This window comes from Amycolatopsis nigrescens CSC17Ta-90 (assembly GCF_000384315.1).
In the GTDB taxonomy this organism is placed as follows: Bacteria; Actinomycetota; Actinomycetes; order Mycobacteriales; family Pseudonocardiaceae; genus Amycolatopsis; species Amycolatopsis nigrescens.
Genome location: NZ_ARVW01000001.1, coordinates 4,290,190 through 4,317,179, shown reverse-complemented (window position 1 = coordinate 4,317,179; position 26,990 = coordinate 4,290,190). Strand labels below are relative to the sequence as shown.

The following is a 26,990-nucleotide window of genomic DNA, read 5'->3' as shown; positions in this document are numbered from 1 at the left end:
GCGGGAGCTCGCGCTTTGGCGGGCTGAGAGGGTGGCTGGTGTCCGCGTCCGGACCCGGTGCCGCCGACCGCATGAACCTGACCGGGTAATGCCGGCGTAGGGAGTGATTTTCGTTGACCATGCTGGAAAACAACGCTGACATCAAACCGTCCGTGACCACCGGGCCGATCGTCGGCTCGCACAAGGTCTACCACCACACCGAGTCCGGACTACGGGTACCGGCCCGCCGGATCGATCTCTCCAACGGCGACCACTTCGACGTCTACGACACCTCCGGCCCGTACACCGACCCGGACGCCGACATCGACGTCCACAATGGACTGCACCGGCTGCGGGCCGGCTGGGCGGACGGCCGCGAGCACAACACCCAGCTCGGCTGGGCGAAGGCGGGGGTGATCACCCGCGAGATGGAGTACATCGCCGCCCGCGAGCGGATGGACCCCGAGTTCGTGCGCGCCGAGGTGGCGTCCGGCCGCGCGGTGATCCCGGCCAACCGCAGGCACCCGGAGTGCGAGCCGATGATCATCGGCAAGAACTTCCTGGTGAAAATCAACGCGAACATGGGCAACTCCGCCGTCTGGTCCTCTGTGGAGGAAGAGGTGGACAAGATGGTGTGGGCGACCCGCTGGGGCGCGGACACCATCATGGACCTGTCCACCGGCAAGCGGATCCACGAGACCCGCGAGTGGATCATGCGCAACTCGCCGGTGCCGGTCGGCACCGTGCCGATCTACCAGGCGCTGGAAAAGGTCAACGGGGAGCCGGAAAAGCTCAGCTGGGAGATCTACCGCGACACCGTGATCGAGCAGTGCGAGCAGGGCGTGGACTACATGACCGTGCACGCCGGTGTGCTGCTGCGCTACGTGCCCCTGACCGCGAAGCGGGTCACCGGGATCGTCTCGCGCGGCGGTTCGATCATGGCCGCGTGGTGCCTGGCGCATCACCAGGAATCCTTCCTGTACACGCATTTCAGCGAGTTGTGCGACATCCTGCGCGAGTACGACGTCACCTTCTCGCTCGGTGACGGGCTGCGCCCCGGCTCGATCGCGGACGCCAACGACCGGGCCCAGTTCGCCGAGCTGGAGACCCTCGGCGAGCTGACCCACATCGCCCGCGCCAAGGACGTGCAGGTGATGATCGAGGGCCCAGGGCACGTGCCGATGCACAAGATCATCGAGAACGTGCGGCTGGAAGAGGAGCTGTGCGGCGAGGCGCCGTTCTACACCCTCGGTCCACTCGCGACGGACATCGCACCTGGCTACGACCACATCACCTCCGCGATCGGTGCCGCGCAGATCGGCTGGGCCGGCACCGCGATGCTGTGCTACGTCACGCCGAAGGAGCACCTCGGCCTGCCCAACCGGGACGACGTGAAGGTCGGCGTGATCACCTACAAGATCGCCGCGCACAGCGCCGACCTGGCCAAGGGGCACCCGCACGCGCAGGAGTGGGACGACGAGCTTTCCAAGGCGCGCTTCGAGTTCCGCTGGCACGACCAGTTCAACCTGGCGCTGGACCCGGACACCGCCCGCTCGTTCCACGACGAGACGCTGCCCGCGGAACCGTCCAAGACCGCGCACTTCTGCTCGATGTGCGGGCCGAAGTTCTGCTCCATGCGGATCACCCAGGACGTCCGCAAGTACGCCGAGGAGCACGGACTGACCTCTGTGGACGCTATCGAGGCCGGCATGAAGGAGAAGGCCGAGGAGTTCGCGGACAAGGGGAAGAAGGTCTACCTGCCGGTGGTCGGACCGTGAGTGCCACCCCGCGCACTGCGCTCACCATCGCCGGCTCGGACTCCGGTGGTGGCGCGGGCATCCAGGCGGACCTGCGCACGTTCTTCGCCTGCGGGGTGCACGGCATGACCGCGATCACCGCGGTCACCGTGCAGAACTCGCTTGGCGTGCAGGGGTTCGCCGAGATCGACGCGGAGACGGTCACCGCGCAGATCAAGGCGGTGGCCGGGGACATGGGCGTGCACGCGGCGAAAACCGGCATGCTGGCCACCGCGGAGATCATCGGCGCGGTGGCCAAGACCCTGGACGAGGTCCACATCGGACGGGACGCGGACGTCCCGTTCGTGCTGGACCCGGTGGCCGCCTCCATGCACGGGGACGCGCTGCTGCGGGAAGAGGCGCTGGAGGCGATCCGGACCGAGCTGTTCCCGCGGGCCAGCCTGGTCACGCCGAACCTGGACGAGGTGCGGCTGCTCACCGGGCTGCTGGTCACCGACGCGGAAAGCCAGCGCGCGGCGGCGAACGCGTTGCTCGAGTTCGGCCCGCAGTGGGTGCTGGTCAAGGGCGGGCACATGTACGACGACCCGCGCTGCGTGGACCTGCTCTCCGACGGCGTCCAGTACGTCGAGCTGGACGGCCCCCGGCACGAGACCGAACACACCCACGGCGGCGGCGACACGCTCGCGTCGGCGATCACCGCGTCGCTGGCGAAGGGCCTCGGCGTGCCGGACGCGGTGGCGGCGGGCAAGCGCTTCATCGAACGCGCCGTCGCCGAGTCCTACCCCCTCGGCGCCGGCATCGGCCCCGTTTCCCCCTTCTGGCGCCTGGCCCCGGAAACGCCGTGAAGGCCACCTTGCCTACCTTCAACGTAGGCAAGGTGGCCTTCACGGGCATCCGGCCCGTCGCTCACACTGGTCGGTATGAGTGAAGCTACGGGCCCGCCGGCCGCACTGACCATCGCCGGTTCCGACTCCGGTGGCGCCGCCGGGCTGCAGGCCGACCTTCGCACCTTCCTGACCTGTGGCGTGCACGGCCTGGTCGCGGTGACCGCGGTGACCGTGCAGAACACCCTCGGCGTGCACGACCGCGCCGACATCCCGGCGCGGATCGTCGCGGGCCAGATCGAGGCGGTGGCCTCGGACATGGGCGTGCAGGCGGCGAAAACCGGCATGCTGGCCTCCGCGGATATCATCCACGCGGTGGCCGAAGCCTGCGACAAGGCGGAGATCGGCCGGGACGCGGCGGTCCCGTTCGTGGTGGACCCGGTGGCCGCCTCCATGCACGGCCACCCGCTGTTCGACGACGCCGGGCTGGCCGCCCTGCGCGACGAGCTGCTGCCACGGGCCACCGTGCTGACCCCGAACCTGGACGAGGTGCGGCTGCTCACCGGGATCGAAGTGACCGACCGCGACCAGATGCACCAGGCCGCCGTGGTGCTGCACCGGCTCGGGCCGCGCTACGTGCTGGTGAAGAGCGGGCACCTGGTGTCCGATCCGGAATGCGTGGACCTGCTCTTCGACGGGTCCACCTTCGTCGAGCTGCCCGGCACCCGCTTCGCCACCCCGCACACGCACGGCGCCGGGGACACCATGGCCTCCGCGCTCACCGCCGGCCTCGCCCGCGGCATGGACATGGTGGAAGCGGCCCGTTTCGGCAAGTGGTTCGTCGCCAACGCGGTGGCCAACGCCTACCCGATGGGCGCGAAAGTGGGACCGGTCTCGGCCTTCTGGCGGCTCGCCGCCGAGGAGCGCGGATAGGATTCCGCCCGTTGACTTTCCCCAGCCAGGGAGCGGTGTGATCAGTCGGGACCGGGTGGCGGCGTTCGTGGAACACCGCCGTTTCCAGAACTTCATCATCTCGGTGATCGTGTTCAACGCGGTCACCCTCGGCCTGGAGACCTCCACCAGGATTCTGGCCGAGTACGGCGGGCTGCTGCACACGCTCGACTACCTGGCGTTGTCGATCTTCGTGCTGGAGCTGCTGGCCAAGTTCTACGCCTACCGCCACCGGTTCTTCACCGATCCCTGGAACGTGTTCGACCTGCTGGTGGTCGGGATCGCGCTGGTGCCGGCCACCGGCCCGTTCGCGGTGCTGCGCGCGCTGCGGGTGTTGCGGGTGCTGCGGCTGATCTCCGTGGTGCCGTCGATGCGCAAGGTGGTCTCCGGGCTGCTCGCCGCGATCCCCGGGATGGCCTCCATCGCCGCACTGCTCGCGTTGATCATCTTCGTCGCCGGGGTGATGGCCACCAAACTGTTCGGCGGCATCTCCGCGGAGAATTTCGGCGACCTCGGCACCTCGCTGTTCACGCTGTTCCAGGTAATGACCGGCGAGGCATGGCCGGATATCGCAAAAGAGATCATGGAACAAGCGCCGATGGCGTGGATTTTCTTCGTGATCTACATCCTGGTGTCCAGCTTCGCGGTGTTGAACCTGTTCATCGCGGTGGTGGTCAGCGGGATGGAGGACCAGTTGCGCGACGACATCCGGGAAGAAGAGGCGAAGCAGACCGAGGCGCAGGCCGCCGCGAACCTGGAGATCCTCGGCGAGCTGCGGGAACTGCGGGCCGAGGTGGCGCGGTTACGGGAGGCTACGGCTCCTCATCGGTGAGCAGCGCCTCCAGCGCCGGCAGTGCCGCGGTGAGCGACTCGCGCAGGTGCTCCGGCAGCCGGTCGATCCGCTTGCCGAGCTCCTGCACCCTGGTCGAACGCACCCCGGAGACGACCCGCTCGCCCTCGTCGGTGGCGGTGGCCAGCCAGGCCCGCCGGTCCAGCGGGTCGGACTCCCGGCGCACATAACCGGCCTCGACCAGCGCGGCGACGATCCTGGACATGGTGGCCGCGGCGACGCCCTCCTTGGCGGCCAGGTCACCGAGCCGCAGCTGGCCATGGCTGACCAGGGTGGCCAGCGCGGAGATAGCGCCGTGCCCAGGACCCGGGGTGCCAGCCTGGCGCAGCGACCTGGACAACCGGCCCACCGCCAGAAACAGTCTTCCCGAGACATCCTGCGTCGACGACGTGGTCACCTCGGGGCTCCTTCTGCACGGTTACGGGTAGACGAAACAATAAGTGTCGTCAACCTTACGTGCTCAGTGCGTGCCATCGGGGTGAAAGGTGACGCGTGTCAGCATCGGGTTGAATCAAACGGCGTTCTAAAACGTTTTTTCACCTCGGTGGACTGGAAGCCTGCGCCCAGAACCGCTTCGGAATACGGCCGGCGGCACGGGCCAGCCTGCCGCCGGTGACCGCGGACCGCATGGCGTATGCCATTCGCTCCGGGTCCTGCGCCCTGGTCACCGCGGTGGCCAGCAGCACCGCGGCACAGCCGAGCTCCATCGCCAGTGCGGCGTCGGACGCGGTGCCGATCCCGGCGTCGAGCACCACCGGCACCCCGGCCCTGGACACGATCAGCTCGATGTTGTGCGGGTTCCGGATGCCGAGCCCGGTGCCGATCGGCGCGCCGAGCGGCATCACCGCGGCACAGCCGGCCTCTTCCAGCCGGAGGGCGAGCACCGGATCGTCGTTCGTGTAGGCCAGTACGGTGAACCCGTCCGCGACGAGTTGTTCCGCGGCGTCAAGGGTTTCCAGCGGATCCGGCAGCAGGGTGCGGTCGTCCGCGTGCACCTCCAGCTTGATCAGGTCGGTCTCCAGCGCCTCCCTGGCCAGCCGCGCGGTGAGCACCGCCTCCGCCGCCGAACGGCAGCCTGCGGTGTTCGGCAGCAGCCGGATTCCCAGCCGCCGCAACAACTCCAGCACGCCGGAGCCGCCATCGGTATCGGCCCGGCGCATCGCCACCGTGGTCAGCTCGGTACCGGACGCGACCAGCGCACGTTCCAGCACGCTGAGGTTTGCCGCACCACCGGTGCCGATGATCAGCCTGGAGCGCAGCTTGTGCGCACCGATCACCAGCTGGTCATCGGTGCCGTCGAAGAACTCGGTCATCTTTCCTTCACCCGCCCTGTACCGCGACCAGGATTTCCAGCTGCGCGCCGTCTCGTACGGTCACGCCGGCCCACTCGCCTCGCGGCACCACCGCACCGTCCAGCGCGACCGCGACCCCCGGCCGCGCGGCGCCCAGTTCTTCGAGCACCCCGGCTACCGTGCTGCCGTCCGGGAACTCCCTGGCGTCGCCGTTGACCTGTATTTCCATCATCAGTTCCTTTCCCGGTCGGGCAGCCGCTCCGGGCTTGCCGCGAGTGCCTGCTCCGGGGGTTTCTCCCCGGCGAGCATGGCCACTACCGCGTCCGCGGTGACCGGGGCGAGCAGCAGGCCGTTGCGGTGGTGCCCGGTGGCGGCGAGCACCCCGGGGGACAGCTCGCCGAGCACCGGCAGGTTGTCCACGCTCGCCGCGCGCAGGCCGGCCGTCACCTCGGTCAGCTCGTACTCCGCGATGCCGGGGAACACCCGCTCCGCGCCCTCCAACAGCTCGCGCACGCCACGCGCGGTGACCGTCTCGTCGAACCCGGACTCGTACTGGGTGGCGCCGAGCACCAGCTCGCCGCCTTCGCGGGGCACCAGGTAGATCGGCCTGCCCTCGACCAGGGCGCGCACGGTCCGGCCGGGTGGCGCGAGGCTGCTCCGCCGGGCCCGCAGGCGCAGGATCTCGCCCTTCAGCGGGTGCACGGCACCGGCCAGTGCCGGATGCAGCCCCGCGCTGCGGGCACCAGCGGCGATCACCGCGGTGTCGCAGCGCAGTACCGAACCGCCGGTGCGCACCTGACCGTCGCCGATCTCGCTCGCGGTGTCCTCGACGAACTCCACGCCCCGGCGCTTCGCCGCGACCTGCAGCGACCGCAGCAGTTTCCGGTTGTCCACGGCCAGATCGCCGGGCACCAACAGTCCACTTCGGAGCGACCCGGCCAGTCCCGGCTGGGTACGGCTCAGCTTGCTGCCCGGCACCGGCCGCACTACGCGGCCCAGTGCGCCGAGGTATTCCGCCAGCACGTCGAGCTGCTCGGCGTCGGCGCGGTCGAAGGCCACCACGATGGTGCCCGCTTCGGACAGTCCGGGATCGCCACCGTCCGTGGTCAGCGCCTCGGCGAACTCCGGCCAGCGGCGCAGCGACTCCTCACCGAGGGCGAGCACGTCCTCCTCACCCGGCCACGCCTCGGTGACCGGGGCCAGCATGCCGCCGGCCACCCAGGAGGCGCCCCGGCCGGGGCTGGGATCGACGAGCCGCACGTGATGACCCGCGGCCGCGGCGCGCCAGGCCACCGAGAGCCCGATCACGCCACCACCGATGACGACCAGGTTTTCACTCACGAGATCACGCTCCCTGCGCCGGCATTATCCGGATCAGGTTCCACGGTCGGAGCTTCGGCTCCCTCTCAACCTGCGAATCAGGCTCCCGTGCGGACACCCCCACCGTAGCGCGAAGGTTAGGGTCGTGTCATGCCCGGCCTCAGTGGTGAACAGATCAGGAAACGACTCGACGACGCCCGGTTGTACCTGTGCACCGACGCCCGCTCGGCCACCGGCGACCTGGCCGCGTTCACCGACGCGGCGCTGGCCGGCGGGGTGGACATCGTGCAGCTCCGGGACAAGACGGACGGCTCGGGGATCGAGGCGAAACAGGAGCTGGCGGCGCTGGAGGTGCTGGCCGAGGCCTGCGCCAAGCACGGCGCGCTGCTCGCGGTGAACGACCGGGCGGACGTGGCGCTGGCGGCCGGCGCGGACGTGCTGCACCTCGGCCAGGACGACATCCCGGTGGCGCTGGCCAGGCGCGTGCTCGGGGACGAGCCGGTGATCGGCCGCTCCACGCACTCGCCCCGGCAGGCGCGCGACGCGGCGGACGAGCCGGGGGTGGACTACTTCTGCACCGGCCCGTGCTGGCCGACCCCGACCAAACCGGGCCGGCACGCGCCCGGCCTCGACCTGGTGCGCGAAACCGCGGCCTTCGGCGCGGTCCGGCCGTGGTTCGCGATCGGCGGCATCGACCACGCCCGACTGCCCGAGGTGCTGGCCGCCGGGGCGACCCGCGTGGTCGTCGTCCGCGCCATCACCGGCGCCGAAGACCCCGAGGCCGCCGCCCGCGCCCTCCGCTCCCACCTCACCTGATCCCCAACGGGCAAAAAGTCGGCTATTTGCCCGTATCGGAGCCGGCGGGGGCTCGGTTGCCCTGGGGCTGTTGCTGCTGGGTGCCGCCGGGCTCGCCGCTCTGCGTCGGGGTCGGCGTGCTGGACGACTTCGACGGCTGGCTCGAGTTGCCGGTGGAGGACGGCGGGTCCGGCTGGTTGCTCGGGGTCGAGTCACCGCTGTCCGGCGTGCTGGACGGCTTCGGCGTGTTGGACGGCCGCGCACCCTTGTTGTCCTGGGTCGCGGGCGGCTGCTCCTGCTGCTGCTTGTCCTGATCGGACGTGCCGGTGCCACCGCCCCGCACGATGTGGCCGAACGTGGTGCCTTCACCGCCGGAGATCGGCTTGCCGGTGACTCCCTCGATACCGGTGATGGCCAGGAACGCGATTACGAACCCGATCAGGCTGGTGCCGATGACCAGCGGCCAGCGCAGCTTGCCCAGCCTGCTGAACCGGCCGGCCTTGTCCTCCGGCGGGCCTTCCACGATCGCCGGGCCGACCGGGTCGGTCGGCGGCTGCGGTCCACCCGGACGGGGGATGAGCACGGTTCGCTCGCCACCATCGGACTGGCCGGTGCCCGCGGTCGGCAACCGCTGGGTGCCGTCCGCATCCGTCAGGTCCTGGTCCGCGACCGGCCAGGCCTGGGTCGGCTGCTGGTTCCCGGCGAACTGCCGCTGCGGCGAAGGCTGCGACCTGGTGCGCTGCGGTCCGGTCGGCGGCGCGGGCGGCACCGGCCTGGTGACCCCGCGCTGCGCGGGGAGCACCGGTTTCGCCGCGGGCACGACCTTGGTCTGCTGCCGCAGCGACGGATCGGCCAGTGCCTTGGCCAGGTCCTTGGTGCGCTGGGCGGCCTCCTTGCTCGCGCGCAGCGAGCGCAGGTACAGCTCGCTGCCGACGGTGGTCACCACGCTCGCGATGCCGGCCCCGATCACGGTGCCGGCGACGCCGAGGGTGGAACCGAGGAACGCGGCGGTGACGGCCGCCAGCGCCGCCGCGGCCACCTGCGCCAGTTTGATCCCGGACTTCCCCGAGCCCGTCTCGTCTTCCTTCTTCTCCTCGCTCATGATTCCGATCTGCTCGTCCCCGAAGTCTCTCCACTCCCAACGGTTAAGTCGCACGAGCGGGTTCCACAGTTGCCAGAAGGTGAGCGCCGCCACTATGACCATCCACAATGGACGGTCTGTGGGCTTACCTTGCCTTGACGTACTTAAAGAAACTCAGGAGTGATGGGCCGAACGGACGTGTGTCGGCGGTGCGTCGACACCGCAGTGCAGGCACTCCCCCGGACGGGGATCCTCCGCGGCGGGTAGCTCTTCCGGCCCACCGAGCACGTTGTTGCGGACGCCGAGCGCGAGCAGTCCGCCCGCCACGGCGAGCCCGGCGCAGACCAGCAGCGCGCGCTGCCAGCCCGCGGTCAGCGCCGCCGGGTCGGTGTAGGACGCACCGCTGAGTCCGGCGATCGCCGGCAGCACCGCGATCGCGAGCAGTCCGCCGGAACGGGCGATCGCGTTGTTCACCCCGGAGGCGACCCCGGCGTGGTGGTCCGGCGCGGCAGCCAGCACGGTCGCGGTCACCGGCGCGACCACGATGACCAGCCCGAGACCGAAGACCGCCACCGCGGGCAGCACCGAGCCGAGGTAGGAGGCGCCGGGACCGACCCGGAGCAGCAGCAGCATGCCGGCCGCGATCAGCAGCGGACCGGTCACCAGCTGGAGGCGCGGGCCGATCCGCTGGGCCAGCCCGCCGGAGCGGCCGGAGAACACCAGCATGATCAGCGTGATCGGCAGGCCGGCCAGCCCGGCCGCGGTCGGCGAGTAGCCCAGCGAGACCTGCAGCTGCATGACCATCAGCATCATCACCCCGCCCAGCGCGGCGTAGACCACGAAGGTCAGCGCGTTGGACACGGTGAACGTGCGATCGCGGAAGAGCTCGGGCGGCACCAGCGGAGCCGCCGAACGCAGCTGGAGCCGGACGAACGCGGCCATCCCGAGCAGCCCGGCCACCCCGGCGGCCAGCACCACCGGGTCGCCGATCCCCCTGGCCGGCGCCTCGACCAGTGCGGCGGTGACCCCTGCCAGCCCGACCGTGCCGAGTGCCGCCGCGCCGAAGTTCGGGCGCCCCCGGCCCTGCAGCTCGTCGTCGCAGGACTCCGGCACGTACTTGCTCGCCAGCCACACGCAGAGCACCGCGAGCGGCAGGTTGATCAGGAAGGCCAGCCGCCACGACCACAGCTGCACCAGCACACCGCCGAGCAGCGGCCCGATCGCGGCGGCGATACCGCCGAGGCCGGACCAGGCGCCGATCGCCCGTGCCCGGTCCTCCCTGGCGAAGGCGGTCTGCAGGATGGCCAGCGAGCCGGGGGTGAGCAGCGCGCCGCCGATGCCCTGCAGCACCCTGGTGGCGACCAGCATCTCGGTGGACACCGCCGCGCCGCAGAGCACGGAGGCGACGCCGAACCAGACCACGCCGATCACGAACACCCGGCGGCGGCCGTACCGGTCGCCGAGCGAGCCGGCGATCAGGATCAGCGCGGCGAGGGAGAGCAGGTAGCCGTCCAGGATCCACTGCAGACCGGCGACCGAGGCGTGCAGCTCCTCGCCGATCCGGGGCAGCGCGACGTTGACGATGGTGCCGTCCAGCATCGCCATCCCGGACCCGAGGATCGTGGTCGCGAGCACCCCACGCGCCGCCGGGCTCCCCCACCGCACCACGTCGGCCGAAGCCGCGGGACCGCTACTCACCCGGACCACCCCTTCCCGGTCGTGAGTGGAAAACGTTGCCCTGGCAACACTTTCCACTCACGACGCCTGACCTGCGATTACGGCTTGAGCAGGGTCGTAACAAACTTATAGCGGTCGCCGCGGTAGATGGAGCGGACGTACTCGACGGGCTTGCCGTCCTTGGCGAAGGAGTGCCGCGAAAGCAGCAGCATCGGCAGGCCGACGTCCGCGCCGAGCAGCTCGGCCTCCTGCGGGCCGGCCAGCGCGGTCTCGATGGTCTCCTCGGCCCGTTCCATCTCCACGCCGTAGTGCTCCCGCAGCACGGCGTACAGCGAACCGCCCGCGGAGACGTGCTTGCGCAGCCCGCGGAACCGGCCGAGCGGCAGGTGCGTGGTCTCCAGCGCCATCGGCTCGGCGTCGGCGAGGCGCAGCCGCCGGAGCCGCAGCACCTTGGCACCGAGCCGGATGCCGAGCAGCTTGGCCAGCTCCGGCTCGGCGGTGAACTCGTCGATCTCCAGCAGCTTCGACGAGGGCTCGCGGCCCTGCGCCCGCATGTCCTCGGTGTACGAGCTGAGCTGCAGCCGCTGGGCCAGCTTCGGTTCGGCGGCGAAGGTGCCCTTGCCCTGCACGCGGTGCAGCCTGCCCTCCGCGGTCAGGTCGGCGAGCGCCTGGCGGACGGTGGTGCGCGAGACGGTGAACTCGCCGGCCAGTGCGCGTTCGGTGGGGATCGGCGAGCCGGCCGGCAACGCGTCGAGCAGGTCGAGCAGGTGCTGCTTCAGCGCCCAGTACTTAGGTTCCCGCTGACCGCGCAGCCCGCCGGGGCCACCGGGCTCGCCGGGGGTAGGTGTCTCCAACATTCGCGACTCCTGCTCTCCTCACCTCGCTGTTGTCAACAGCATGCCTGGTCCGCCAGGCTTGGCGATCGTCCGACACGGAAAACTACCCTTCACGGACCAGCGTCCGCCCGGGTTAGTATTGGTCTAGACCAGGTTTCGCAAGACGAGTGCGAGGGGCCAGATGACCAGCAGCGAGGTACGACCCGGCGAACACATGGCCGCGGAGATCGCCGAACAGCCCGATGTGCTGGCCGGGCTGGTCGAGCGGCGACCCGGGATCGCCGAGGTGGCGGACGTGATCGCGGAGCGGAAACCGCGGTTCGCGCTGCTCGCCGCCCGCGGCTCCAGCGACCACGCCGCGCTCTACGCCAAGTACCTGATCGAGGTGCTGCTCGGGCTGCCGGCCGGGCTGGTGTCGCCGTCCACGGTGACGCTCTACGGCGCGCGGCCGGACCTGCGCGACGTGCTGCTGGTGTCGGTCAGCCAGAGCGGCGGCTCGCCGGACCTGCTGGAGGTCACCCAGGCCGCGCGCGAGCAGGGCGCGCTCACCGTCGCGGCCAGCAACACGCCCTCGTCCCCGCTGCACTCCGCGGCCGAGCTGGCGGTGGACATCGGCGCCGGCACCGAGCACGCAGTGGCCGCGACCAAGACCTACTCGGCCACCCTGCTCGCGCTGTACCTGCTGATCGACGCGGTCCGCGGGGGCAAGGGCGAGGACGCCCGCGAGATCGGCGAGCTGGCAAGGCAGACCCTGCACGGCGCGCAGGACGGCGTGCAGCGCGCGGTGGACCGCTACCGGTTCGTGGACAGGGTGATCACCGCCGGCCGCGGCTACTCCTACGCGACGGCGCTGGAAGCGGCGCTGAAGCTGGCCGAGACCAGCTACCTGGCCGCGCGGGCGTACAGCGGGGCGGACCTGCTGCACGGCCCGGTCGCGGCGATCGACCAGGAGACCGCCGTGCTCGCGGTGACCGGGGCCGGCCGTGGCGGCGCCGCCATGCACGAGGTGCTGGCCGCGGTCGCCGAGCGCGGGGCCGACGTGCTCGCGGTGGGCTCGTCCGCCCAGGACGTGCCGGCAGCGCTGCGCATCCCGGTGCCGCAGGTGGCCGAGGAGCTGGCCCCGGTGCTGGAGGTGCTGCCGGTGCAGCGCGTCGCGCTCGGGCTGGCGCTGGCCCGCGGCGGCGACCCGGACCGGCCGCGCGGGCTGAACAAGGTGACCAAGACGCGATGAGCCGCGGGCAGGTGGTCGGGGTGGACGCCGGCGGCACCTCGACCAGGGCGCTGGCGGTGGACTCGACCGGCGCCGTGCTCGGCAGCGCGCACGCCGGCGGCGCCAACCCCAACTCGCATCCGCCGGAGGTCGCGGCCGGGCGGATCGCCGATGCGATCGGCTCCGCACTGTCCGGCTTGGACCCCGGCCGCACGCTGGCCTGCGTGGTCGGCATGGCCGGGGTGAGCAAGCTGACCGACCCGGCGATCGCCGCGGTGTTCGACCGGGCATGGGCTGGGCTGCGGCTTGGCTGCGCGGTGCGGACGGCCACCGACGCGGAGGTCGCCTTCGCCTCGGCCACCTCCGCCCCGGACGGCACCGTGCTGGTGGCCGGCACCGGCTCCATCGCCGGGCGGATCCGCAAGCGCCGCCTGGTGTCCACCACCGGCGGCTACGGCTGGCTACTCGGCGACGAGGGCTCCGCGTTCTGGATCGGCCGCGAGGCCGTCCGGGTCACGCTGACCGCGCTGGGCGACGGCAGCCCGCTCACCGGGCTGTTCGCCGCGGTGCTCGCCGAAGCGCTGGATCTGTCCGATTTAGACGGTATGTCGGATGATCAGCGGCTACTCGTCTCCCGGCGGCTGATCACCACGGTCAACGGGGAGCCGCCGATCCGGCTGGCCCGCTTCGCCCCGCTGGTCAGCACGGCGGACGCGGCCGGGGAGCCGGTCGCGCTGGAGATCACCGCGCGGGCGGCGGAGCTGCTGGTGGCGAACGCCGTCGCCGGCCGCGAACCTGGCGAGAACACCCCGGTGGTGCTGGTCGGCAGCGTGCTCGGCGCGGACAGCCCGGTCGGCGCCAAGGTGCGCGCCCGGCTGCCCGGCCTCGACGTGCTGGAAAGCACCGACGGCGTGCTCGGCGCCGCCTGGCTCGCCGCCGTGGACGCCTGGGGTGAACACGCCCCCCGCCCCCAGCGCTCATCCGCCCCTTAAGGCCACCTTAGGGGCGTTGAACGCCCTCAAGGTGGCCTTAAGGGACGGTCAGGTCTCGGGGGGAGCCGGGGAGGAGGTGCGGTCGGCAGGGATAGCGAGGCGGAGGCCGGGGTGGTCGTCGGGCAGCACCTTGTAGAGCACCCAGCCGCTGACCGCGATGGTGAGCGCCTGCAACGGCCAGGTCAGCGCGGTGCGCGCGACGCCGAGCGCGACCAGCTCCCCGGCCCACCAGAGCGGCACGTACACCAGGACCCGCAGTACGTACTGGCTCGACCAGACCAGCGTCGCCCAGGAGTACGCGCGCAGCAGCGCCGGGTCGCGCCGCCACCTGGCCTTCTGCCCGAGCAGCAGGCCGACCACCACGCCGAGCAGCGGCCAGCGGACCGCAACACTGGCCGCCCACAGCAGCGCGCTGGCCACATTGGACAGCACCTGGATCAGGAAGAAGTCCTCCGCGCGGCCGGTGTGCAACGCGATCAGCGCACCGGCGATCACCGCGGTCAGGCTGACCACCACGGCCCGCGCCCTGTCCCCGCGCAGCAACCGGAACGCGCCGGTCAGCACCGCCGCGGCGATCGCCGTCCAGGCACCCCAGCCGATGGACTGGCCGGAGATCAGCCAGCCGGCGACGAACGCCGCCGGCGGCACGCTCGCGTCCAGCGCGCCACGACGGCCGCCGAGAACACTGGCCAACGACTCGCGGGCGGGCGTCGTTTCGTCGGTCACGCCCTATAGCCTGCCTGAAGCCGGTGCGCTGGTCACGAGCTGGGGAGAGGTTGTTCACACCAGGCCGCCGGTCCCGCCATCTGGGCGGAAAACCGCATGTCGATCTGACGAATCTCGGTAATAGGGATGCGCGGGTGACCGACAAGGGAAGAAACTGGGACGTCCTAGGAAACCAACGGTGGCGTAGGTCGGGATTGCCAGGGCATTCTCAGGTGTTGCTAAGCAGTGCGAACCATTTCCGGGGGCGCCAGCGAAAGGGGACTCAGGCGTGTACGGCTATGACAGCTACGTAGCGATCGGTGACAGCTTCACCGAAGGCTTGAACGACGAACTCCCTGATGGCACCTTTCGCGGGTGGGCGGACCGGCTGGCCGGCATCCTGGCAGGTGGGCGCACCGACTTCCGGTACGCGAACCTGGCCCTGCGCGGCAAGATGCTGGACGAGATCGTGGACGAGCAGGTGCCGCTCGCGCTGGAGGTCAAGCCCGATCTGGTCACCTTGTGCGCCGGCGGGAACGACATCATCGTGCCGGGGGCCGACGTGGACGCGGTCGCGGCGAAGTTCGAGACCGCGGTGGCCGCGTTGCGCGGCGCCGGGATCAGGGTGGTCATCTTCAACGGCCCGGACACCAAAGCTTTGTCCGTAATGCACGTTCTGCGCGGAAAAGTGGGGATTTACAACGCGCACCTGTGGGCGATCGCGGATCGGCACGGCGCGAAGGTGGTCGATTTGTGGGCGATGGAGCCGCTGCACTCCCGGCACGCCTGGAGCGACGACAGGCTGCACTTCACCCCGGAAGCGCACCACCGGATCGCGCTGCGCACCGCGGAGGTGCTCGGGATGCCCGCCGACGGCGACTGGCGGGAGCCGTGGCCGTCGGACGGCCAGCACGTCAACTGGATCACCTCGCGGCGCTCGGACCTGACCTGGACCAAGGTGCACCTGCTGCCGTGGATCCGCCGTCAGCTGCGCGGCGAGTCGATGGGTGACGGGCTGGCCCCCAAGCGCCCGGAGCTGGCGCCGTTCGTGACCCCCGAACCGGCCGTGGTTGCGCAGCCGGACCGGGTCACCGACACCGCAACAGCGGGCTGACCTCCGCTTTTCGGGTCGCGCCGCCGCTTCCGGCGGCTTATGGTCCGGTCATGTCCGGGCTACGCGGCTGGGTCTGGCCGGCTTCACTGGCGCTGCTGGTGACCGGCCTGCTCGCGCTGGCCGTGCTGTGGGTACAGGCGGACCGGATCGAATCGGACCTCGCCGACCGCACCCGCGCGGCACTGGCCGAGGCCGGTGTGGGCGCCTCGGTCTCCTTCGACGGCAGGGACGCGACCCTGCGCGACGTGCCGGCCGAGCAGGCCGGGCGGGCGGCCGACACGGCCCGCGGGGTGCCCGGGGTGCGCGCCGCGGCCGTCACGGCGGCACCGGCCGTCGAGGGCTACACCACCCGCCCCGGTCTGCAGGCGGAGCTGGACCGGCAGCTGGCCGCCGAGCCGGTCACCTTCGAACCGGACAGCGCCGAGCTGACCGCCGCCGGCGAACGCGCCGTGCGGCGGGTCGCCGAGCTGCTGTCGAACGACCCACCGGAGTTCGAAGTAGGCGGCCATGTCGCGCGGGCGCCCGGCGGGGAAGCGGCCGCGGTCGCGCTCTCCCAGGAACGGGCCGACGCCGTCGCGAAGCGGCTGGTTGCCGCCGGAGTGCCCGCCGACCGGGTGACCGCGAAGGGGTATGGCGACAGCCGGCCGGCCACGAAGGGCGACGACCGGCGAGTGGAGCTGAAGGTGCGTTAGGAGGAGGGGCGATGCTCTGGTTGTTCGGCCAGATCTGGCTGTGGCTGCTGCTCGCGTTCGCACTGGGAGCCGCGCTGACCGCGCTCTCGCTGACCAGGTTCCGCCGGCGGCCCGGCGCGCCACCGGAGAGTCCCGCCGAGCGGACCGGGGTGATCTCGGAGCGCCCGCTGGCCGCGGAACCCGAGCCCTACCAGGCGAAGGACGAGCCGGACTGGGAAACGGTGTCCCGCACCGAAGGCGATCTCGGCTACCGCGAAGGTGTCCTGCCGGACCTGGCGGACCCGGCCCCGGAGCCCGCGGTTCCCAGCCAGGCCGAGTGGTCGTCCGAACCGGCGTGGCCGCGGGACGAGGACCGGCCTGAGCGCGGCCGGTAGGTGGCGCGCTGGTAAATTCGGTCCCCCGAACGTGATCTCCGAGCTCTGCTCCGTGTCTGTAGCCGGGGCGTACCCCGCCGAGGTGCTCGCGCGTTCTCCGGAACGGAAATTGAGGAGGCTGGATGCCGCTACCGCACTGGACCGCGGAGCAGGTGCTCCCGCCAGGGCGGCATCCGGCCGATGTCGCGGACATCTACGAGCGGCTGGTCTTCGACGCACCGCACCAGAACGCGCGGGAGATCCTGTTCAGCGCGCTGAACAGCTACCTCGGCGTGGTCACCAGGGTGATCCCGGCGGGCCGGGCCTGGGTCGGCGGCGCGTTCACCACCCGCGGCGAGACGGTGCCGACCGGATTGGACGTGGTGCTGCTGCCGGAGGACTGGGGCAACCTCAAGCGGCTCACCGGTCCGGCCCGCGACGCGCTCTACGGGCTGCTCACGCTGCGCGGGGTGATCATCGGCCAGCCGGTGATGTACCTGGACCAGGTGCAGCCGGTCGGCGGGCTGCTGGACGGGTTCCTGTGCTTCCCAGGAGACGAGGAGACCTGGGCCGCCGCCTGGTCCGGCGACACCGGAACCGGTGCCGTCAAAGGCTTTCCCGAGGTCGTGTGGTGACGGCACCGGGTACCGCAATCGGCCGCGCGCCGGAGAGGACACCGTGAGCTTCAGAAGGATCGCCGACGAGATTCCCGGCGGCACCTGGCTGGACGACCTGGCCAGGGCGTCCGCGATGGCGGCATACGCGAAGTTCGAGCGGACCTGCCGTTCGCCGCTGCTGAAGGTTTCGGTGATCGGTTCGACGCAGGCCGACGCGTACACCTTCTCCGACATCGGCCGGGCGCTGCAGGACGCCACCGCGAAGATCGGCCACATCGTGCGCAACCCGGCGGCCGAGGTGACCATCGTGCAGCCGGCGGACCGGGACAAGGCGCCGCTGATCCAGCGCGGCCAGGCCGGGAACACGATCTTCTTCGGCTTTCCCGAGCCCTGCCCGGACGACGCGCTGATCCACGACGGACTGGAGACGCTGTCCGAGCGGGCGGTCAAGGAGTTGTGCGACTTCCTGCCGGCGAACGGTTCCGACGACGGCGCGCTGGACGCCGTGCTGCTGCAGCGCGACACCGTGCGCAACGCGGTCAGCGACATCGTCACCGCGGTGACCAAGAACGCCGGGATCGGCCTGCAGCTGACCCCGACCTCGGGCGAGGACGTGGCCAGGAGCATGACCGCGGCACAGGCGCGGGTGCTGCACGGCAGCCTGCGGGAGTCGCGGGAGGAGATCGGCTACGAGACCGTGTCCGGGCGGCTGGACGGGGTGCGCACCCGGCGCCGGATCTTCTACCTCGAGCGCGACTCCGGCAGCACCATCCAGGGCGCGGTGGCGCCGGATCTGCTGGACAAGATCAAGGAGAACCTGGACCGCCCGGTGACCGCGCGGCTGCGGGTCGTCCGCACCACCACCATCGACGGCAGGCGCGGCCGCCCGGTGCACGAACTGCTCGAGATCACGCCCGAAGTGAGCCTCTTCGACCAGGAATTGGAACAAAACCATACCATCTAGCCAAGAGGTGGTATGGTTTTGTTCCAGTCTTCTGGAGGGCCCGTGAGCGGATACGACGAGGCGCTGGCTCGGCTGCCGCGCACGTTCACCACGCGGACCGCGCAGGCGAACGGCATCTCGCGCACCGGATTGCACCGGCTGAAGCTCGCCGGCGCGGTGGTGGAGCTGTCACGGGGGGTGTACCGGAACGCCGACGCCCCGGAATCCGCCCACCTGGACCTGCTGGCGGTCGCTCATCGCGTACCGAGGGCCGTGGTCTGCCTGATCTCCGCGCTGGCCCTGCACGAGCTGACCGACGAGGTGCCGGTGGCGGCACAGTTCGCGGTTCCACGGCCGCGGAACCTGCCGGTGGTCGGCTACCCGCCGGTGGAGTTCGTGCGATTCGACGCCGAGACCTTCGACCTGGGACGCGGAGAGTTCGAAGCGGCTCCAGGGGAGCCGGTACCGGTCTACGACGCGGCCCGGTCGGTGGTCGACGCGATGCGGTTGCGGCACCGCGTCGGCGAGCCGGTGGCACTGCGGGCTTTGCGCCACTACCTGACGCGCCGGGACGCACGTCCGGGCGACCTGGTGTCCTACGCCCGGCAGCTGGACGTGGAAGGCCCGGTGACCAAGGCGGTCGACGTGGTCCTGAGCTGATGCCGGACCCTTCGCGCGACACCATCGCCGGCGCGGTGTTCCAGGACCTCCGCAACCTGGCCCGTCGGCAGCGACGTGGCACCGACGAGCTACTCGTGTTCTACGTGCTGGAGCGGTTCCTCTACCGGTTGTCCAGATCGCCGTACGCCGACCGCTTCACCCTCAAGGGCGGTCTGCTGCTGGCCACTCTGGACGCCCGGCGGCCAACTCGGGACGGCGACCTGCTGGCGGAACTGACCCGCGACGAAAGCAGCGTGCTGGACGGCATCTCAGCGATCGCGCGGATCGAGGACGACGACGGGGTCGAATTCCTCGCCGAGGAGATCAAGTCGACCACGATCCGAGAAGGTGATCTGTACGAGGGCCTTCGGGTGAGCATGCCGGCGCGCGTGGCGACCGCGCGGGTGAAACTGCAGCTGGACATCAACTTCGGCGACCCGGTGACCCCCGGGGCGATCGTCACGGAGTACCCACAACTCCTTGCTGCCGGTGCGTTCCGGATCCAGGGCTATCCGCTGGAAACGGTACTGGCCGAGAAGCTGACCACCGCGATGTCACTGGGTGACGCCAACACCCGCGACCGGGACTGGGCCGACCTGTGGCGTCTGACCGGTCAGCACGAGCTGAGCGACTCGGCCGTGTACCGCGCGCTCGAGCGCACCGCCGCCCATCGCGGCGTCGAGCTGCGGCCGCTGTCGCACGCGATCACCAGCCTGCCCACCCGGCGGGCAGGCGCCTTCCGCGCCTGGCGCACCCGACAGGGAGTCGATGGCGCGGAATATCCCGAAGCCTTCGCCGATCTCGTCGCCGACGTGGTGGCCTTCGCCGACCACTTGATGACCGAAGACATCGGCCGGCGAACCTGGGATCCGGTCGAGCGGCGCTGGACAGCCACACCAGGCGTCTGACCAGCGTCACCGGCGGGTCGGTGCTGGTCGGCCGTCGTGAGTGGAAAGTGTTAGCCCGGGTGCGGGTGTCCCGCACGACACAGGCAACGCCTTCCACTCACGACCCTCCGCAAGCCAGCCCCCAGAAAAGCAGACGGCCGGCGCTCCCCCATAACACCGGCCGACCGTCCACCGTGCGCCCCCATACGCTGCGATGGAGCACCACGGACGCCCCGCCCCGGGCTCCGTAGATGCGACGCCGGCCACGGCAAGACCTCCCCGCCATTGCCAAGCCGACGCTGAGTCGGACATTACGCGGAATGGCGCAGCGCCCACTAAGAATTCGCTAACCGCCTTCCGCGCTCAACCCGGCCAGTTCGGTATGCAGCTCCGGCACCTGCCCCGGGTTGATCCGGCGATGCAGTTCGAGCGACCTTTCGAGTTGCTCGCGGGCCTCGGCGTGGCGTCCTTGGGCGCGCAGGGTCCGGCCGAGGGTGAGCCTGGAAACCGCTTCCTGCAAGGTGAACTCGCGGCTGACAGTGAGCTCGATGGACTCCCGCGAGAACCGCTCGGCCGCCTCCAGCTCGCCGATCCGAAGGTGCAGTTCGGCGAGGTTGTTCAGCGACACGACCACATAACTGTCGTCGCCGAGCTTGCGGTCGATGTGCAGTGAACTGAGCGAGTGCTCGATCGCCTCGGCGAACCGGCCGGCCCTTTTCTCAGCTTCCGCACAATTGTTCAGCGCCTGGCCACACAGCGCGAGATCGCCGGTACGTTCCGTCTCCGCGATCGCCTGCCGGAGTCGTTCGATCGCCTCGGCGTAGCGCCCACTCAGGCTCAGCGCGCAACCGAAGTGGATGGTCGCGGAGATCATCAGCCGGTCCTGACCGAGCCGTTCGGCGAGCCGCAGCGCGGCTTCCGCGTCGGCGAGGCTGCCCTCCACCCGTTCGAAGGTGAGCGCGACCGCGCAGCGCGAGATCAGCATCCAGCACCGGCCGAGCTCGCTGCCGGCCGCGACCGCCGCGGTCATGCCGATCTCCACCAGCCGCGTCCAGTCGTCCCACAACGGCCGCACCACCCGGTAGGTGTGCATCACCCTGGCCAGCCGCCAGACGTCTTCGTGCCGTCCGGCGGCACGGGCCGCCTCCAGGGTAGCCATCAGGTTCGGCCATTCGGTGACGAACCAGTCCAGTGCCTGCTCGGTGCCCTCCGGCCCGGCGAGCCCGGCGACCCCGGAGGCGCGGGTGAAGTCCAGCGGGTCGACGATCCGCAGCAGCCGCCGCCTCGCCAGGTCCGCGCTCACCTGGTAGTAGCGCACCGACCTGGCGAGCACCTGCTCGCGCTCGACCGCGGTGAGCTCGCGTTCGGCCAGCTCACGCAGGTACAGCCGAACCAGGTCGTGCTGGGCGAACACGTCCCTGGCCCGTTCCGCGAGCAGGTTGTGCCCGGCCAGCACCCGCAGCCGGCGCCGCGCGTCGGCGAGCGGGATCCCGCAGGCGGCGGCCACCAGCGGCGGGCCCACCGTGTCGCCGGTGAGCACGCCGAGCCGGCGGGCGGTGTCCGCCACGTCCTCCGGCAGGCCGCGCCACGACACGTCCAGCGCGGCACGCACGCTGGTGTCCGCCCCGTCCACGTCCAACGCGGCCAGCCTGGTCCGCTCGTCCGCCAGCTCCGCGTTCAGGTCCTCGATCGTCCACTGTGGACTCGCGGCCAGCCGGGCGCCGGCGATGCGCAGGGCCAGCGGCAGATAGCCGCACAGCCGCGCGAGCCGGTGCAGCTCCACCCGACTCTGCTCGGCGTCCTCGTCGTCGATCAGCCGCACCGCCTCGGCGGGCGAGAGCGTGTCCAGCGCGCACACCCTGGCCGCGTTGGACACCACCAGCCCGTCCAGCCTGGACCGGCTGGTGATCACCGCCATCGAGCGCTTGCCGGTGGGTAGCAGCGGCCGGACCTGCTCGGCCGAGCGCGCGTCGTCCAGCAGCACCAGCACCTTGCGCTCGGCCAGCAGCGAACGGTAGAGCGCGAGCCGTTCGTCCAGCTGGTCCGGCAGCTCGCCGAGCGGCACGCCGAGCCCGAGCAGGAACTGGGTGAGCACGTCGGACGGCTCGGCCGGCGGATGGTTGGGGTCAGCCCCGCGCAGCGCGGCGAACAGCACCCCGTCCTCGAACCGGCCGGCCACCCGGTGTGCCCAGGACACCAGCAGCGTGCTCTTGCCGACCCCGGCGATACCGGTGATCACCCCGATCCCGCCGAGCCCGCGGGTGGCGCGCAGCAGCAGGTCGTCCAGCCAGCCGAGCTCGGTCAGCCTGCCGGACAGGCTGGGCACGGTCGGCGGCAGCTGGGCCGGCGCCACCGCTGCCACGCTGAGCGCGGCCGGCGGCTCGGACCGCTGCCCGTCGGCGGGCGGCAGGTCGTCGTTGAGCACCCGTTCGTGCAGCTCGGCCAGCTCGGGACCGGGGTCGATGCCCATGGTCTCGACCACGTTCCGGGAAACCCGCCGGTACACGCTGAGCGCCTCGGCGCGGCGTCCCGAGTAGTACAGCGCGCGCATCAGCTGGCCGACCGTCCGCTCCGCCAGCGGGTTCTCCCGCACCATCGCGGCCAGCTCGGAGATCAGCTCCGCGTGCCGGCCCAGCGCCAGTTCGGCGTCCACCCTGGCGCCGTGCACGGCCAGCCGCAGCTCCTCCAGCTCGGGTGCGTGCAGCGAGCCGGGCACCCCGCCGAGCACCGGGCCGCGCCACAGCGCGAAGGCCTCGGCGAGCAGCTCGGCCCTGGCGGCGAGCGGCTTGCGCTCGGCCCGTTCGAGCAGGGCGCGCACCTTGGCCGCGTCGATCCGGTCCTGGTCCACGGTCAGCTGGTAGCCCGGCGCGGCGGTGCGGATCCGCACCTCGTCCGCGCCGTGCGGCTGGATCGAGCGCAGCACCCGGCGCAGGTGCGAAACGTTGCCGTGCACGATCGTCCGTGCCGTCGCGGGCGGGTCGTCGCCCCACAGCGCGTCGATGATGTCGTCCAGCGCGACGACCTTGTTCGCGTTCAGCACCAGCATCGCGAGCAGCCCGCGCACGCTCGGGCCGCCGATCGGTACCGGGCGGGTCCCCGCCAGCAGCTGCACCGGACCGAGCAGCTGGAAACGGACCTCGGCAGGCTCAGCCTCCCGGGAAACGTCGCCGGTCCCCTTTTTTGCGGTGCCTTCATCCCCCTCTTGCACGCTCGCCTCCCCGATCGAGCTAGCAGTACTCCCTCAAAGGCGGGCTCAGCCGGATGTTTTCGCAGCCAGGACCAACGCGGTCTCCCCTTAGACCTGATCCCCCGCCCACATCGTGGCCGAGCCTACGGCCGTCAACCTACCGCGAACGCAGTTCAACCGGCGGCAGTTTCTCCGCAGAACTCCTCCGGCGCGCGGCCCGCCGCTCAGCGGCGCAGCCGGACCCGCAGCGCCGCCGGGCCGCGCAGCGCGGCGCCAAGCCTGCCGCCGATCCGCGCGTCCGCCCCCGCCACCAGGCGGATCTCCGGCAGCCGGTGCAGCAGCACCTTCAGCCCGGCGCGCACCTCGGCCAGCGCCAGCCAGGTGCCGAGGCAGGTGTGCGGGCCGTCGCCGAAGGCCAGCGTCGCCATCGCACGCCGGCCGATGTCGAACCGGTCCGGATCCGGGTAAACGCCGGGGTCCCGGTTGGCCGCGGTGATCCCGAAGATCATCGGCGTGCCGGCCGGGATGGCGATGCCGTGCCAGTCGGCCGCCGCCGGGCAGACCCTCGGCAACAGGGCCACCGGCGGCTCCCAGCGCAGCGACTCCTCCACCGCCCAGGACAGCTCGGTGTCCGGGTCCTCGCGCACCCGCAGCAGCTCGTCCGGGTGGGTCAGCAACGCGGCGAGCACGTTGCCAAGGGCGAGCGTGCTGGTGTCCGCGCCGGCAGGGAAAAGCAGTCGGAGGAAGGAAAGAATCTGTTCGTCGGAGAGCCGCTCGCCTTCGACCTCGGTGCCGGCCAAGGTGGAGATCAGGTCGTCGCCCGGCTCCCGGCGCCTGGCTTCGATGACCGGCGTCAGGTACGCGGTGAACTCGGCGGACGCGCGCTTGGCGTCCGCCGGCCGCATCGGGTAGTGGAACAGATCGCGGGCCCACCGGTGCAGCACTTCCTCGTCCCCGGCGGGCAGCCCGAGCATCCTGGTGATCACCAGGACCGGGTACCGCTCGGTGAACTCGGCGACCAGGTCCACCTCGTCGCGCCGGTGGAAGCGGTCCACCAGGTCGTGCGCGAGCGGTTCCAGCAGGGTGCCGGCGTAGCTCGCGACGAGCTTGCGCCGGAAGGCCGGGGTGACCAGCGCGCGGTTGACCCGGTGTTCCCGGCCCGCCATGCACTGGATGGTGTGGCCGAGTACCGGGCCGGTGGTCAGCGGGTAGATCGCGGACGCGGGGAAGGTCGCCTCGTCCTTGAACGCGGCGGTGACCAGGTCGTGCGTCAGCAGCAGAATCGCCCGCGTGCCGGCGAAGGGCACCACCGCGTACGGCTTACGCGCACGCAGCTCGGCGAGCGTGCCGTGCAGATCCGGAATGTCCGATGCGGTGAAGCCCGCGAAGTCGATGTCCTCCACATCGAGCACATCGAGCACCATGCCGACTCCCCGGTGACGAATATTCGCCGCGATCATGATGAATAGCTATTGTGCACTGACGATAGGTCGACAAACGCTTCGGCACAAGGAGAATTGTGACCGGTTCACCGCCGACCGAGCGGGTCGTGGGCATCGTCGAGCTGCTGGCCGGGCATCCGGCTGGTTGCTCGGTGGCCGAGGTCGCCGCCCGGTTGAACCTCAACCGCTCCACCACGACCGCGGTGCTGGCGGAGCTGGAGGCGGCGGGCTGGGTGCGCCGCCTGCCCGGCCGGGACTACGTGCTCGGCCCCGGGCTGCTCGGCGTGGCCGAGGCGGTCCGGGTGCGGAACGGGGCGGTCACCGGCGAGGTCACCGGCAGGCTGGCGGCACTGGCCGCCGAAGTGGGCTGCGGAGTCGCGCTGACACTGGCCGAACGACGGCATCTGACCTATCTCGCCTGTGAGAGCGGGCCGGGACGGTTGCCAGCCGGGATCGAGGTCGGTACCCGGCTGCCGCTGCGGCCGCCGGCCGGCGCCGCGGTGATGGCCTGGCGCGAAGACGCGGAGCAGCGCGCCTGGCTGGCCGGCGCACCGGCGCGGGACCGGCCGCCGCTGCGGGAGCTGCTGGCGCTGGTCCGGGCGGGCGGCACCGCGGTGTGGCGGCTGGAGCCCGGTGCGGCCGGCCTGCTCGAGGTGCTCGGCGACGTGGTGGAGCTGCTGGACGAGCATCCGGCGAGGCACCGGCTGCGCACCCGCGTGCTGACCCAGCTGGCGCAGGTGACCGGACGCGCCTACACCGCCGACGAGCTGGCCGCGGACGAGCCGCTGCCGATCAGCTACCTGGTCACCCCGGTCTTCGACGCCACCGGCACCGCCCGCTACGAACTCCAGCTCGGCCCACTGGCCCAGTCCGTCGACAAACCCCGTCGCGACACCCTCACCCAGGCCCTCACCACCGCCGCCGCCAACCTCCGCCACCTCTGACCGGCAAATAGCCGGCTTTTTGCCCACTCCCAAAGGGCAAAAAGCCGACTATTTGCCGCGTCGGGCGCCGGCCCACGCTCAACAACCACCGACCACCGCGACGAAGGAGCCCCCCAACCACCCCGTGCTCCAAGGTCCCGTGCCCACCGCGACGAAGGAGCAGGCGGCTTCTTTTGAAGTGGCGCCGCGGGCCGAAGGCCCTCGCGCCATAAAAAACACGAGTGCGGCCCCGCACCATCAGTCCCGATCTGATGGTGCGGGGCCGCACTCGGTGATGACGCCGGTGTGAGCACGGGCCCGCACCGAACATCGCTGTCAGCCATGGCATGGGACTCACCCCGAGCAAGGAGGAACCCGTACCGCGATGACAACATCTGCCACTCCAGCCACAGCCGACCGAAGCAGTCGCGACAAGGTAACAGGGCGCGATTGGTCGGCTACCACCGACCCGCCGGTTGCCGCCGGTGGCACCCGTCACCCGGCGGCAACCCGCGGGATCGTTAGCGGACCACCGGGGTGAAGTCCCTGGCTCCGATGAACTCGGGCCGGCGGGTGGTCGCCGCATACGGTTCGCCGAGGGTGTTCTCCACGCTGCTGAACACCAGGAAGATGTTCGACCGCGGATACGGCGTGATGTTGTTGCCCGAGCCGTGCATGATGTTCGAGTCGAACCACAGCGCCGAGCCGGCCGGACCGGTGAACTGCTCGATCCCGCACTCCGCGGCCAGCTTGGTGATCTCGTGCTCGTCCGGCAGGCCGATCTTCTGCTCCTTGAGCGAGCTCTTGTAGTTGTCGTCCGGGGTCTCGCCGACGCAGGGCAGGAAGGTGCGCTGGGAGCCCGGCATCACCATCAACCCGCCGTTGAACGGGTAGTTGTCGGTGAGCGCGATCGAGCAGCTGACCGCGCGGGGCTTTGGCATCCCGTCCTCGGCGTGCCAGGTCTCGAAGTCCGAGTGCCAGTAGAACCCGGTGCCGCGAAACCCGGGCATGTAGTTCACCCGGCTCTGGTGGATGTAGACGTCCGAACCGAGGATCTGACGTGCCCGGTCGAGGATGCGCGGATCGCGCACCAGCTCGCCGATCAGCGGGCTGATCTTGTGCATCTCGAAGATGGACCGGACCTCACCGGAGGACTTCTCGGTGATCACCCGCTGGTCGCTCTTGAAGTCCTCGTCGCGGGTCAGGTGCACCAGGTCCTGCCAATACGCCTGCACCTCCGCGGGGGACAGCAGACCTTCGATGATGGAGAAACCCTTGGCGTCGTGGGAAGCGAGACTGGCCGCGTCGATCGGGCCGTCGGACTCGCCGCCCCAGACCGTCGGGTCCAGGCGTTCGATGGGCTTGGGCTCACCGGTGATCCGGGTCGGATAACTGTCCTCGATCCGGGTGTCCATGAGCGTCAAGTTGCTCGCCTCCTCAGGCTTCGCTGTTTACTTGCCCCTTCATTCGGGTGGTGGCGCCGTTCGTGGTGGGAAAGGCGTCAGTCTTCGGTGACCAGCGGGTATACGCCGTTCTCGTCGTGCACTTCCCGGCCGGTCACGGGCGGGTTGAACACGCACACCGTGCGCATGTCGGTCTTCGGCCGCACCTGGTGCTTGTCGTGGTTGTTCAGCAGGTAGAGCGAACCCGGCTTGAGCTGGTGCACCTCGCCGGTCGCCTTGTCCTCGATCTCGCCCTCACCCTCGAAGACGAAGACCGCCTCGACGTGGTTCGCGTACCAGAAGTCGTTCACGGTCCCCGCGTAGAGCGTGGTCTCGTGCACCGAGAAGCCGACCTTCTCCTTGGCCAGGACGATCCGCTTGCTGCGCCAGTTCGGGGTCTTGATGTCGGCGTCGGTATCGGTGATCTCGTCGATGGTGCGGACGATCAAAACACTCTCCTT

General features: G+C 70.8%; 27 protein-coding genes and 1 riboswitch. Of the genes, 15 read left to right on the top strand and 12 right to left on the bottom strand.

Annotated features, from left to right (window positions below; translation table 11 throughout):
• Positions 1-113 precede the first annotated feature (113 nt).
• From thiC to AMYNI_RS0120440, 4 genes are all read left to right on the top strand, one after another.
• A complete protein-coding gene (thiC, locus tag AMYNI_RS0120455) occupies positions 114-1,757 on the top strand; it encodes a phosphomethylpyrimidine synthase ThiC (RefSeq protein ID WP_281170285.1) in 1,644 nt (547 codons plus the stop codon).
• Positions 1,754-2,581 (top strand): bifunctional hydroxymethylpyrimidine kinase/phosphomethylpyrimidine kinase, encoded by an 828-nt coding sequence (thiD, locus tag AMYNI_RS0120450; RefSeq protein WP_020669909.1) that lies wholly within the window; start codon positions 1,754-1,756, stop codon positions 2,579-2,581. Before thiC ends, thiD (AMYNI_RS0120450) begins: the two co-directional genes overlap by 4 nt.
• Before the next feature lie 75 nt (positions 2,582-2,656).
• Positions 2,657-3,493, top strand: coding sequence for a bifunctional hydroxymethylpyrimidine kinase/phosphomethylpyrimidine kinase (gene thiD / locus AMYNI_RS0120445; RefSeq protein WP_020669908.1), 837 nt, complete (start codon positions 2,657-2,659; stop codon positions 3,491-3,493).
• A 37-nt stretch (positions 3,494-3,530) separates the two neighbouring features.
• On the top strand, positions 3,531-4,343 hold the full coding sequence (locus AMYNI_RS0120440; protein ID WP_020669907.1) for an ion transporter: 813 nt from the start codon (positions 3,531-3,533) through the stop codon (positions 4,341-4,343).
• On the opposite strand, the gene AMYNI_RS0120435 is transcribed toward AMYNI_RS0120440, so the two are convergent.
• From AMYNI_RS0120435 to thiO, 4 genes are all read right to left on the bottom strand, one after another.
• Positions 4,324-4,758 (bottom strand): MarR family winged helix-turn-helix transcriptional regulator, encoded by a 435-nt coding sequence (locus AMYNI_RS0120435; RefSeq protein WP_026360696.1) that lies wholly within the window; start codon positions 4,756-4,758, stop codon positions 4,324-4,326. The two genes, AMYNI_RS0120440 and AMYNI_RS0120435, sit on opposite strands and share 20 nt — an antisense overlap.
• Positions 4,759-4,897: 139 nt before the next feature.
• Positions 4,898-5,674 (bottom strand): thiazole synthase, encoded by a 777-nt coding sequence (thiG, locus tag AMYNI_RS0120430; RefSeq protein ID WP_020669905.1) that lies wholly within the window; start codon positions 5,672-5,674, stop codon positions 4,898-4,900.
• Between the two features lie 7 nt (positions 5,675-5,681).
• The gene (thiS, locus tag AMYNI_RS0120425) at positions 5,682-5,882 is read right to left on the bottom strand and encodes a sulfur carrier protein ThiS (protein ID WP_026360695.1); all 201 of its coding nucleotides are present in this window, start codon (positions 5,880-5,882) and stop codon (positions 5,682-5,684) included.
• Between the two features lie 2 nt (positions 5,883-5,884).
• Entirely contained in the window at positions 5,885-6,994 is a 1,110-nt protein-coding gene (gene thiO / locus AMYNI_RS0120420; protein ID WP_020669903.1) for a glycine oxidase ThiO, read from the bottom strand.
• A riboswitch (TPP riboswitch) is annotated at positions 6,988-7,093 on the bottom strand. It overlaps the preceding gene by 7 nt.
• Positions 7,094-7,123: 30 nt before the next feature.
• On the opposite strand from thiO, the gene thiE reads away from it, so the two are divergent.
• Positions 7,124-7,789 carry a thiamine phosphate synthase gene (gene thiE / locus AMYNI_RS0120415; RefSeq protein ID WP_020669902.1) on the top strand — a complete coding sequence of 222 codons (666 nt, stop codon included), beginning with the start codon at positions 7,124-7,126 and terminating at the stop codon, positions 7,787-7,789.
• Between the two features lie 22 nt (positions 7,790-7,811).
• Here the strand turns inward: thiE and AMYNI_RS50775 are convergent, their stop codons facing one another.
• The 3 genes from AMYNI_RS50775 to AMYNI_RS0120400 all read right to left on the bottom strand — a co-directional run bounded on the left by AMYNI_RS50775 (position 7,812) and on the right by AMYNI_RS0120400 (position 11,383).
• Positions 7,812-8,870, bottom strand: coding sequence for a hypothetical protein (locus AMYNI_RS50775; RefSeq protein ID WP_157357420.1), 1,059 nt, complete (start codon positions 8,868-8,870; stop codon positions 7,812-7,814).
• Positions 8,871-9,023: 153 nt separating this feature from the next.
• A complete protein-coding gene (locus AMYNI_RS0120405) occupies positions 9,024-10,547 on the bottom strand; it encodes an MFS transporter (RefSeq protein ID WP_040407112.1) in 1,524 nt (507 codons plus the stop codon).
• Positions 10,548-10,624: 77 nt separating this feature from the next.
• Positions 10,625-11,383 carry a GntR family transcriptional regulator gene (locus AMYNI_RS0120400; RefSeq protein WP_020669899.1) on the bottom strand — a complete coding sequence of 253 codons (759 nt, stop codon included), beginning with the start codon at positions 11,381-11,383 and terminating at the stop codon, positions 10,625-10,627.
• A 160-nt stretch (positions 11,384-11,543) separates the two neighbouring features.
• Between AMYNI_RS0120400 and AMYNI_RS0120395 the strand changes: the two genes are divergently transcribed.
• Together AMYNI_RS0120395 and AMYNI_RS0120390 are read left to right on the top strand one after the other, a co-directional pair.
• On the top strand, positions 11,544-12,593 hold the full coding sequence (locus AMYNI_RS0120395) for an SIS domain-containing protein (RefSeq protein ID WP_020669898.1): 1,050 nt from the start codon (positions 11,544-11,546) through the stop codon (positions 12,591-12,593).
• Complete coding sequence (locus AMYNI_RS0120390; RefSeq protein ID WP_020669897.1) at positions 12,590-13,564, top strand: N-acetylglucosamine kinase; 975 nt, start codon at positions 12,590-12,592, stop codon at positions 13,562-13,564. The genes AMYNI_RS0120395 and AMYNI_RS0120390 overlap by 4 nt, the downstream gene beginning before the upstream one ends.
• A 48-nt stretch (positions 13,565-13,612) precedes the next feature.
• Here AMYNI_RS0120390 and AMYNI_RS0120385 read toward each other — a convergent pair whose 3' ends face one another.
• On the bottom strand, positions 13,613-14,290 hold the full coding sequence (locus tag AMYNI_RS0120385; RefSeq protein WP_020669896.1) for a DUF3159 domain-containing protein: 678 nt from the start codon (positions 14,288-14,290) through the stop codon (positions 13,613-13,615).
• 268 nt (positions 14,291-14,558) lie between these two features.
• Here AMYNI_RS0120385 and AMYNI_RS0120380 point away from each other — a divergent pair, with 268 nt between their 5' ends.
• From AMYNI_RS0120380 to AMYNI_RS0120350, 7 genes are all read left to right on the top strand, one after another.
• Entirely contained in the window at positions 14,559-15,383 is an 825-nt protein-coding gene (locus tag AMYNI_RS0120380) for an SGNH/GDSL hydrolase family protein (RefSeq protein ID WP_020669895.1), read from the top strand.
• Between the two features lie 50 nt (positions 15,384-15,433).
• On the top strand, positions 15,434-16,075 hold the full coding sequence (locus AMYNI_RS0120375) for an OmpA family protein (RefSeq protein WP_020669894.1): 642 nt from the start codon (positions 15,434-15,436) through the stop codon (positions 16,073-16,075).
• 11 nt (positions 16,076-16,086) lie between these two features.
• On the top strand, positions 16,087-16,449 hold the full coding sequence (locus AMYNI_RS44940) for a hypothetical protein (protein WP_020669893.1): 363 nt from the start codon (positions 16,087-16,089) through the stop codon (positions 16,447-16,449).
• Between the two features lie 122 nt (positions 16,450-16,571).
• Positions 16,572-17,063 carry a DUF6932 family protein gene (locus tag AMYNI_RS0120365; protein ID WP_020669892.1) on the top strand — a complete coding sequence of 164 codons (492 nt, stop codon included), beginning with the start codon at positions 16,572-16,574 and terminating at the stop codon, positions 17,061-17,063.
• Between the two features lie 43 nt (positions 17,064-17,106).
• A complete protein-coding gene (locus AMYNI_RS0120360; protein WP_020669891.1) occupies positions 17,107-18,009 on the top strand; it encodes a hypothetical protein in 903 nt (300 codons plus the stop codon).
• 42 nt (positions 18,010-18,051) lie between these two features.
• Positions 18,052-18,648: a type IV toxin-antitoxin system AbiEi family antitoxin domain-containing protein gene (locus tag AMYNI_RS0120355; RefSeq protein ID WP_020669890.1), complete on the top strand. Its 597-nt coding sequence runs from the start codon at positions 18,052-18,054 to the stop codon at positions 18,646-18,648.
• On the top strand, positions 18,648-19,556 hold the full coding sequence (locus tag AMYNI_RS0120350; protein ID WP_020669889.1) for a nucleotidyl transferase AbiEii/AbiGii toxin family protein: 909 nt from the start codon (positions 18,648-18,650) through the stop codon (positions 19,554-19,556). Before AMYNI_RS0120355 ends, AMYNI_RS0120350 begins: the two co-directional genes overlap by 1 nt.
• Positions 19,557-19,881: 325 nt before the next feature.
• On the opposite strand, the gene AMYNI_RS0120345 is transcribed toward AMYNI_RS0120350, so the two are convergent.
• A complete protein-coding gene (locus AMYNI_RS0120345; RefSeq protein ID WP_020669888.1) occupies positions 19,882-22,743 on the bottom strand; it encodes an AfsR/SARP family transcriptional regulator in 2,862 nt (953 codons plus the stop codon).
• A gap of 203 nt (positions 22,744-22,946) precedes the next feature.
• Entirely contained in the window at positions 22,947-24,146 is a 1,200-nt protein-coding gene (locus tag AMYNI_RS0120340) for a cytochrome P450 (protein ID WP_020669887.1), read from the bottom strand.
• A gap of 95 nt (positions 24,147-24,241) precedes the next feature.
• Here AMYNI_RS0120340 and AMYNI_RS0120335 point away from each other — a divergent pair, with 95 nt between their 5' ends.
• Complete coding sequence (locus AMYNI_RS0120335) at positions 24,242-25,108, top strand: IclR family transcriptional regulator (RefSeq protein WP_020669886.1); 867 nt, start codon at positions 24,242-24,244, stop codon at positions 25,106-25,108.
• A 500-nt stretch (positions 25,109-25,608) separates the two neighbouring features.
• On the opposite strand, the gene thpD is transcribed toward AMYNI_RS0120335, so the two are convergent.
• Both thpD and AMYNI_RS0120325 read right to left on the bottom strand, forming a co-directional pair.
• The gene (thpD, locus tag AMYNI_RS0120330; protein ID WP_020669885.1) at positions 25,609-26,502 is read right to left on the bottom strand and encodes an ectoine hydroxylase; all 894 of its coding nucleotides are present in this window, start codon (positions 26,500-26,502) and stop codon (positions 25,609-25,611) included.
• Between the two features lie 86 nt (positions 26,503-26,588).
• Positions 26,589-26,978: an ectoine synthase gene (locus AMYNI_RS0120325; protein WP_020669884.1), complete on the bottom strand. Its 390-nt coding sequence runs from the start codon at positions 26,976-26,978 to the stop codon at positions 26,589-26,591.
• Between the last annotated feature and the right edge of the window lie 12 nt (positions 26,979-26,990).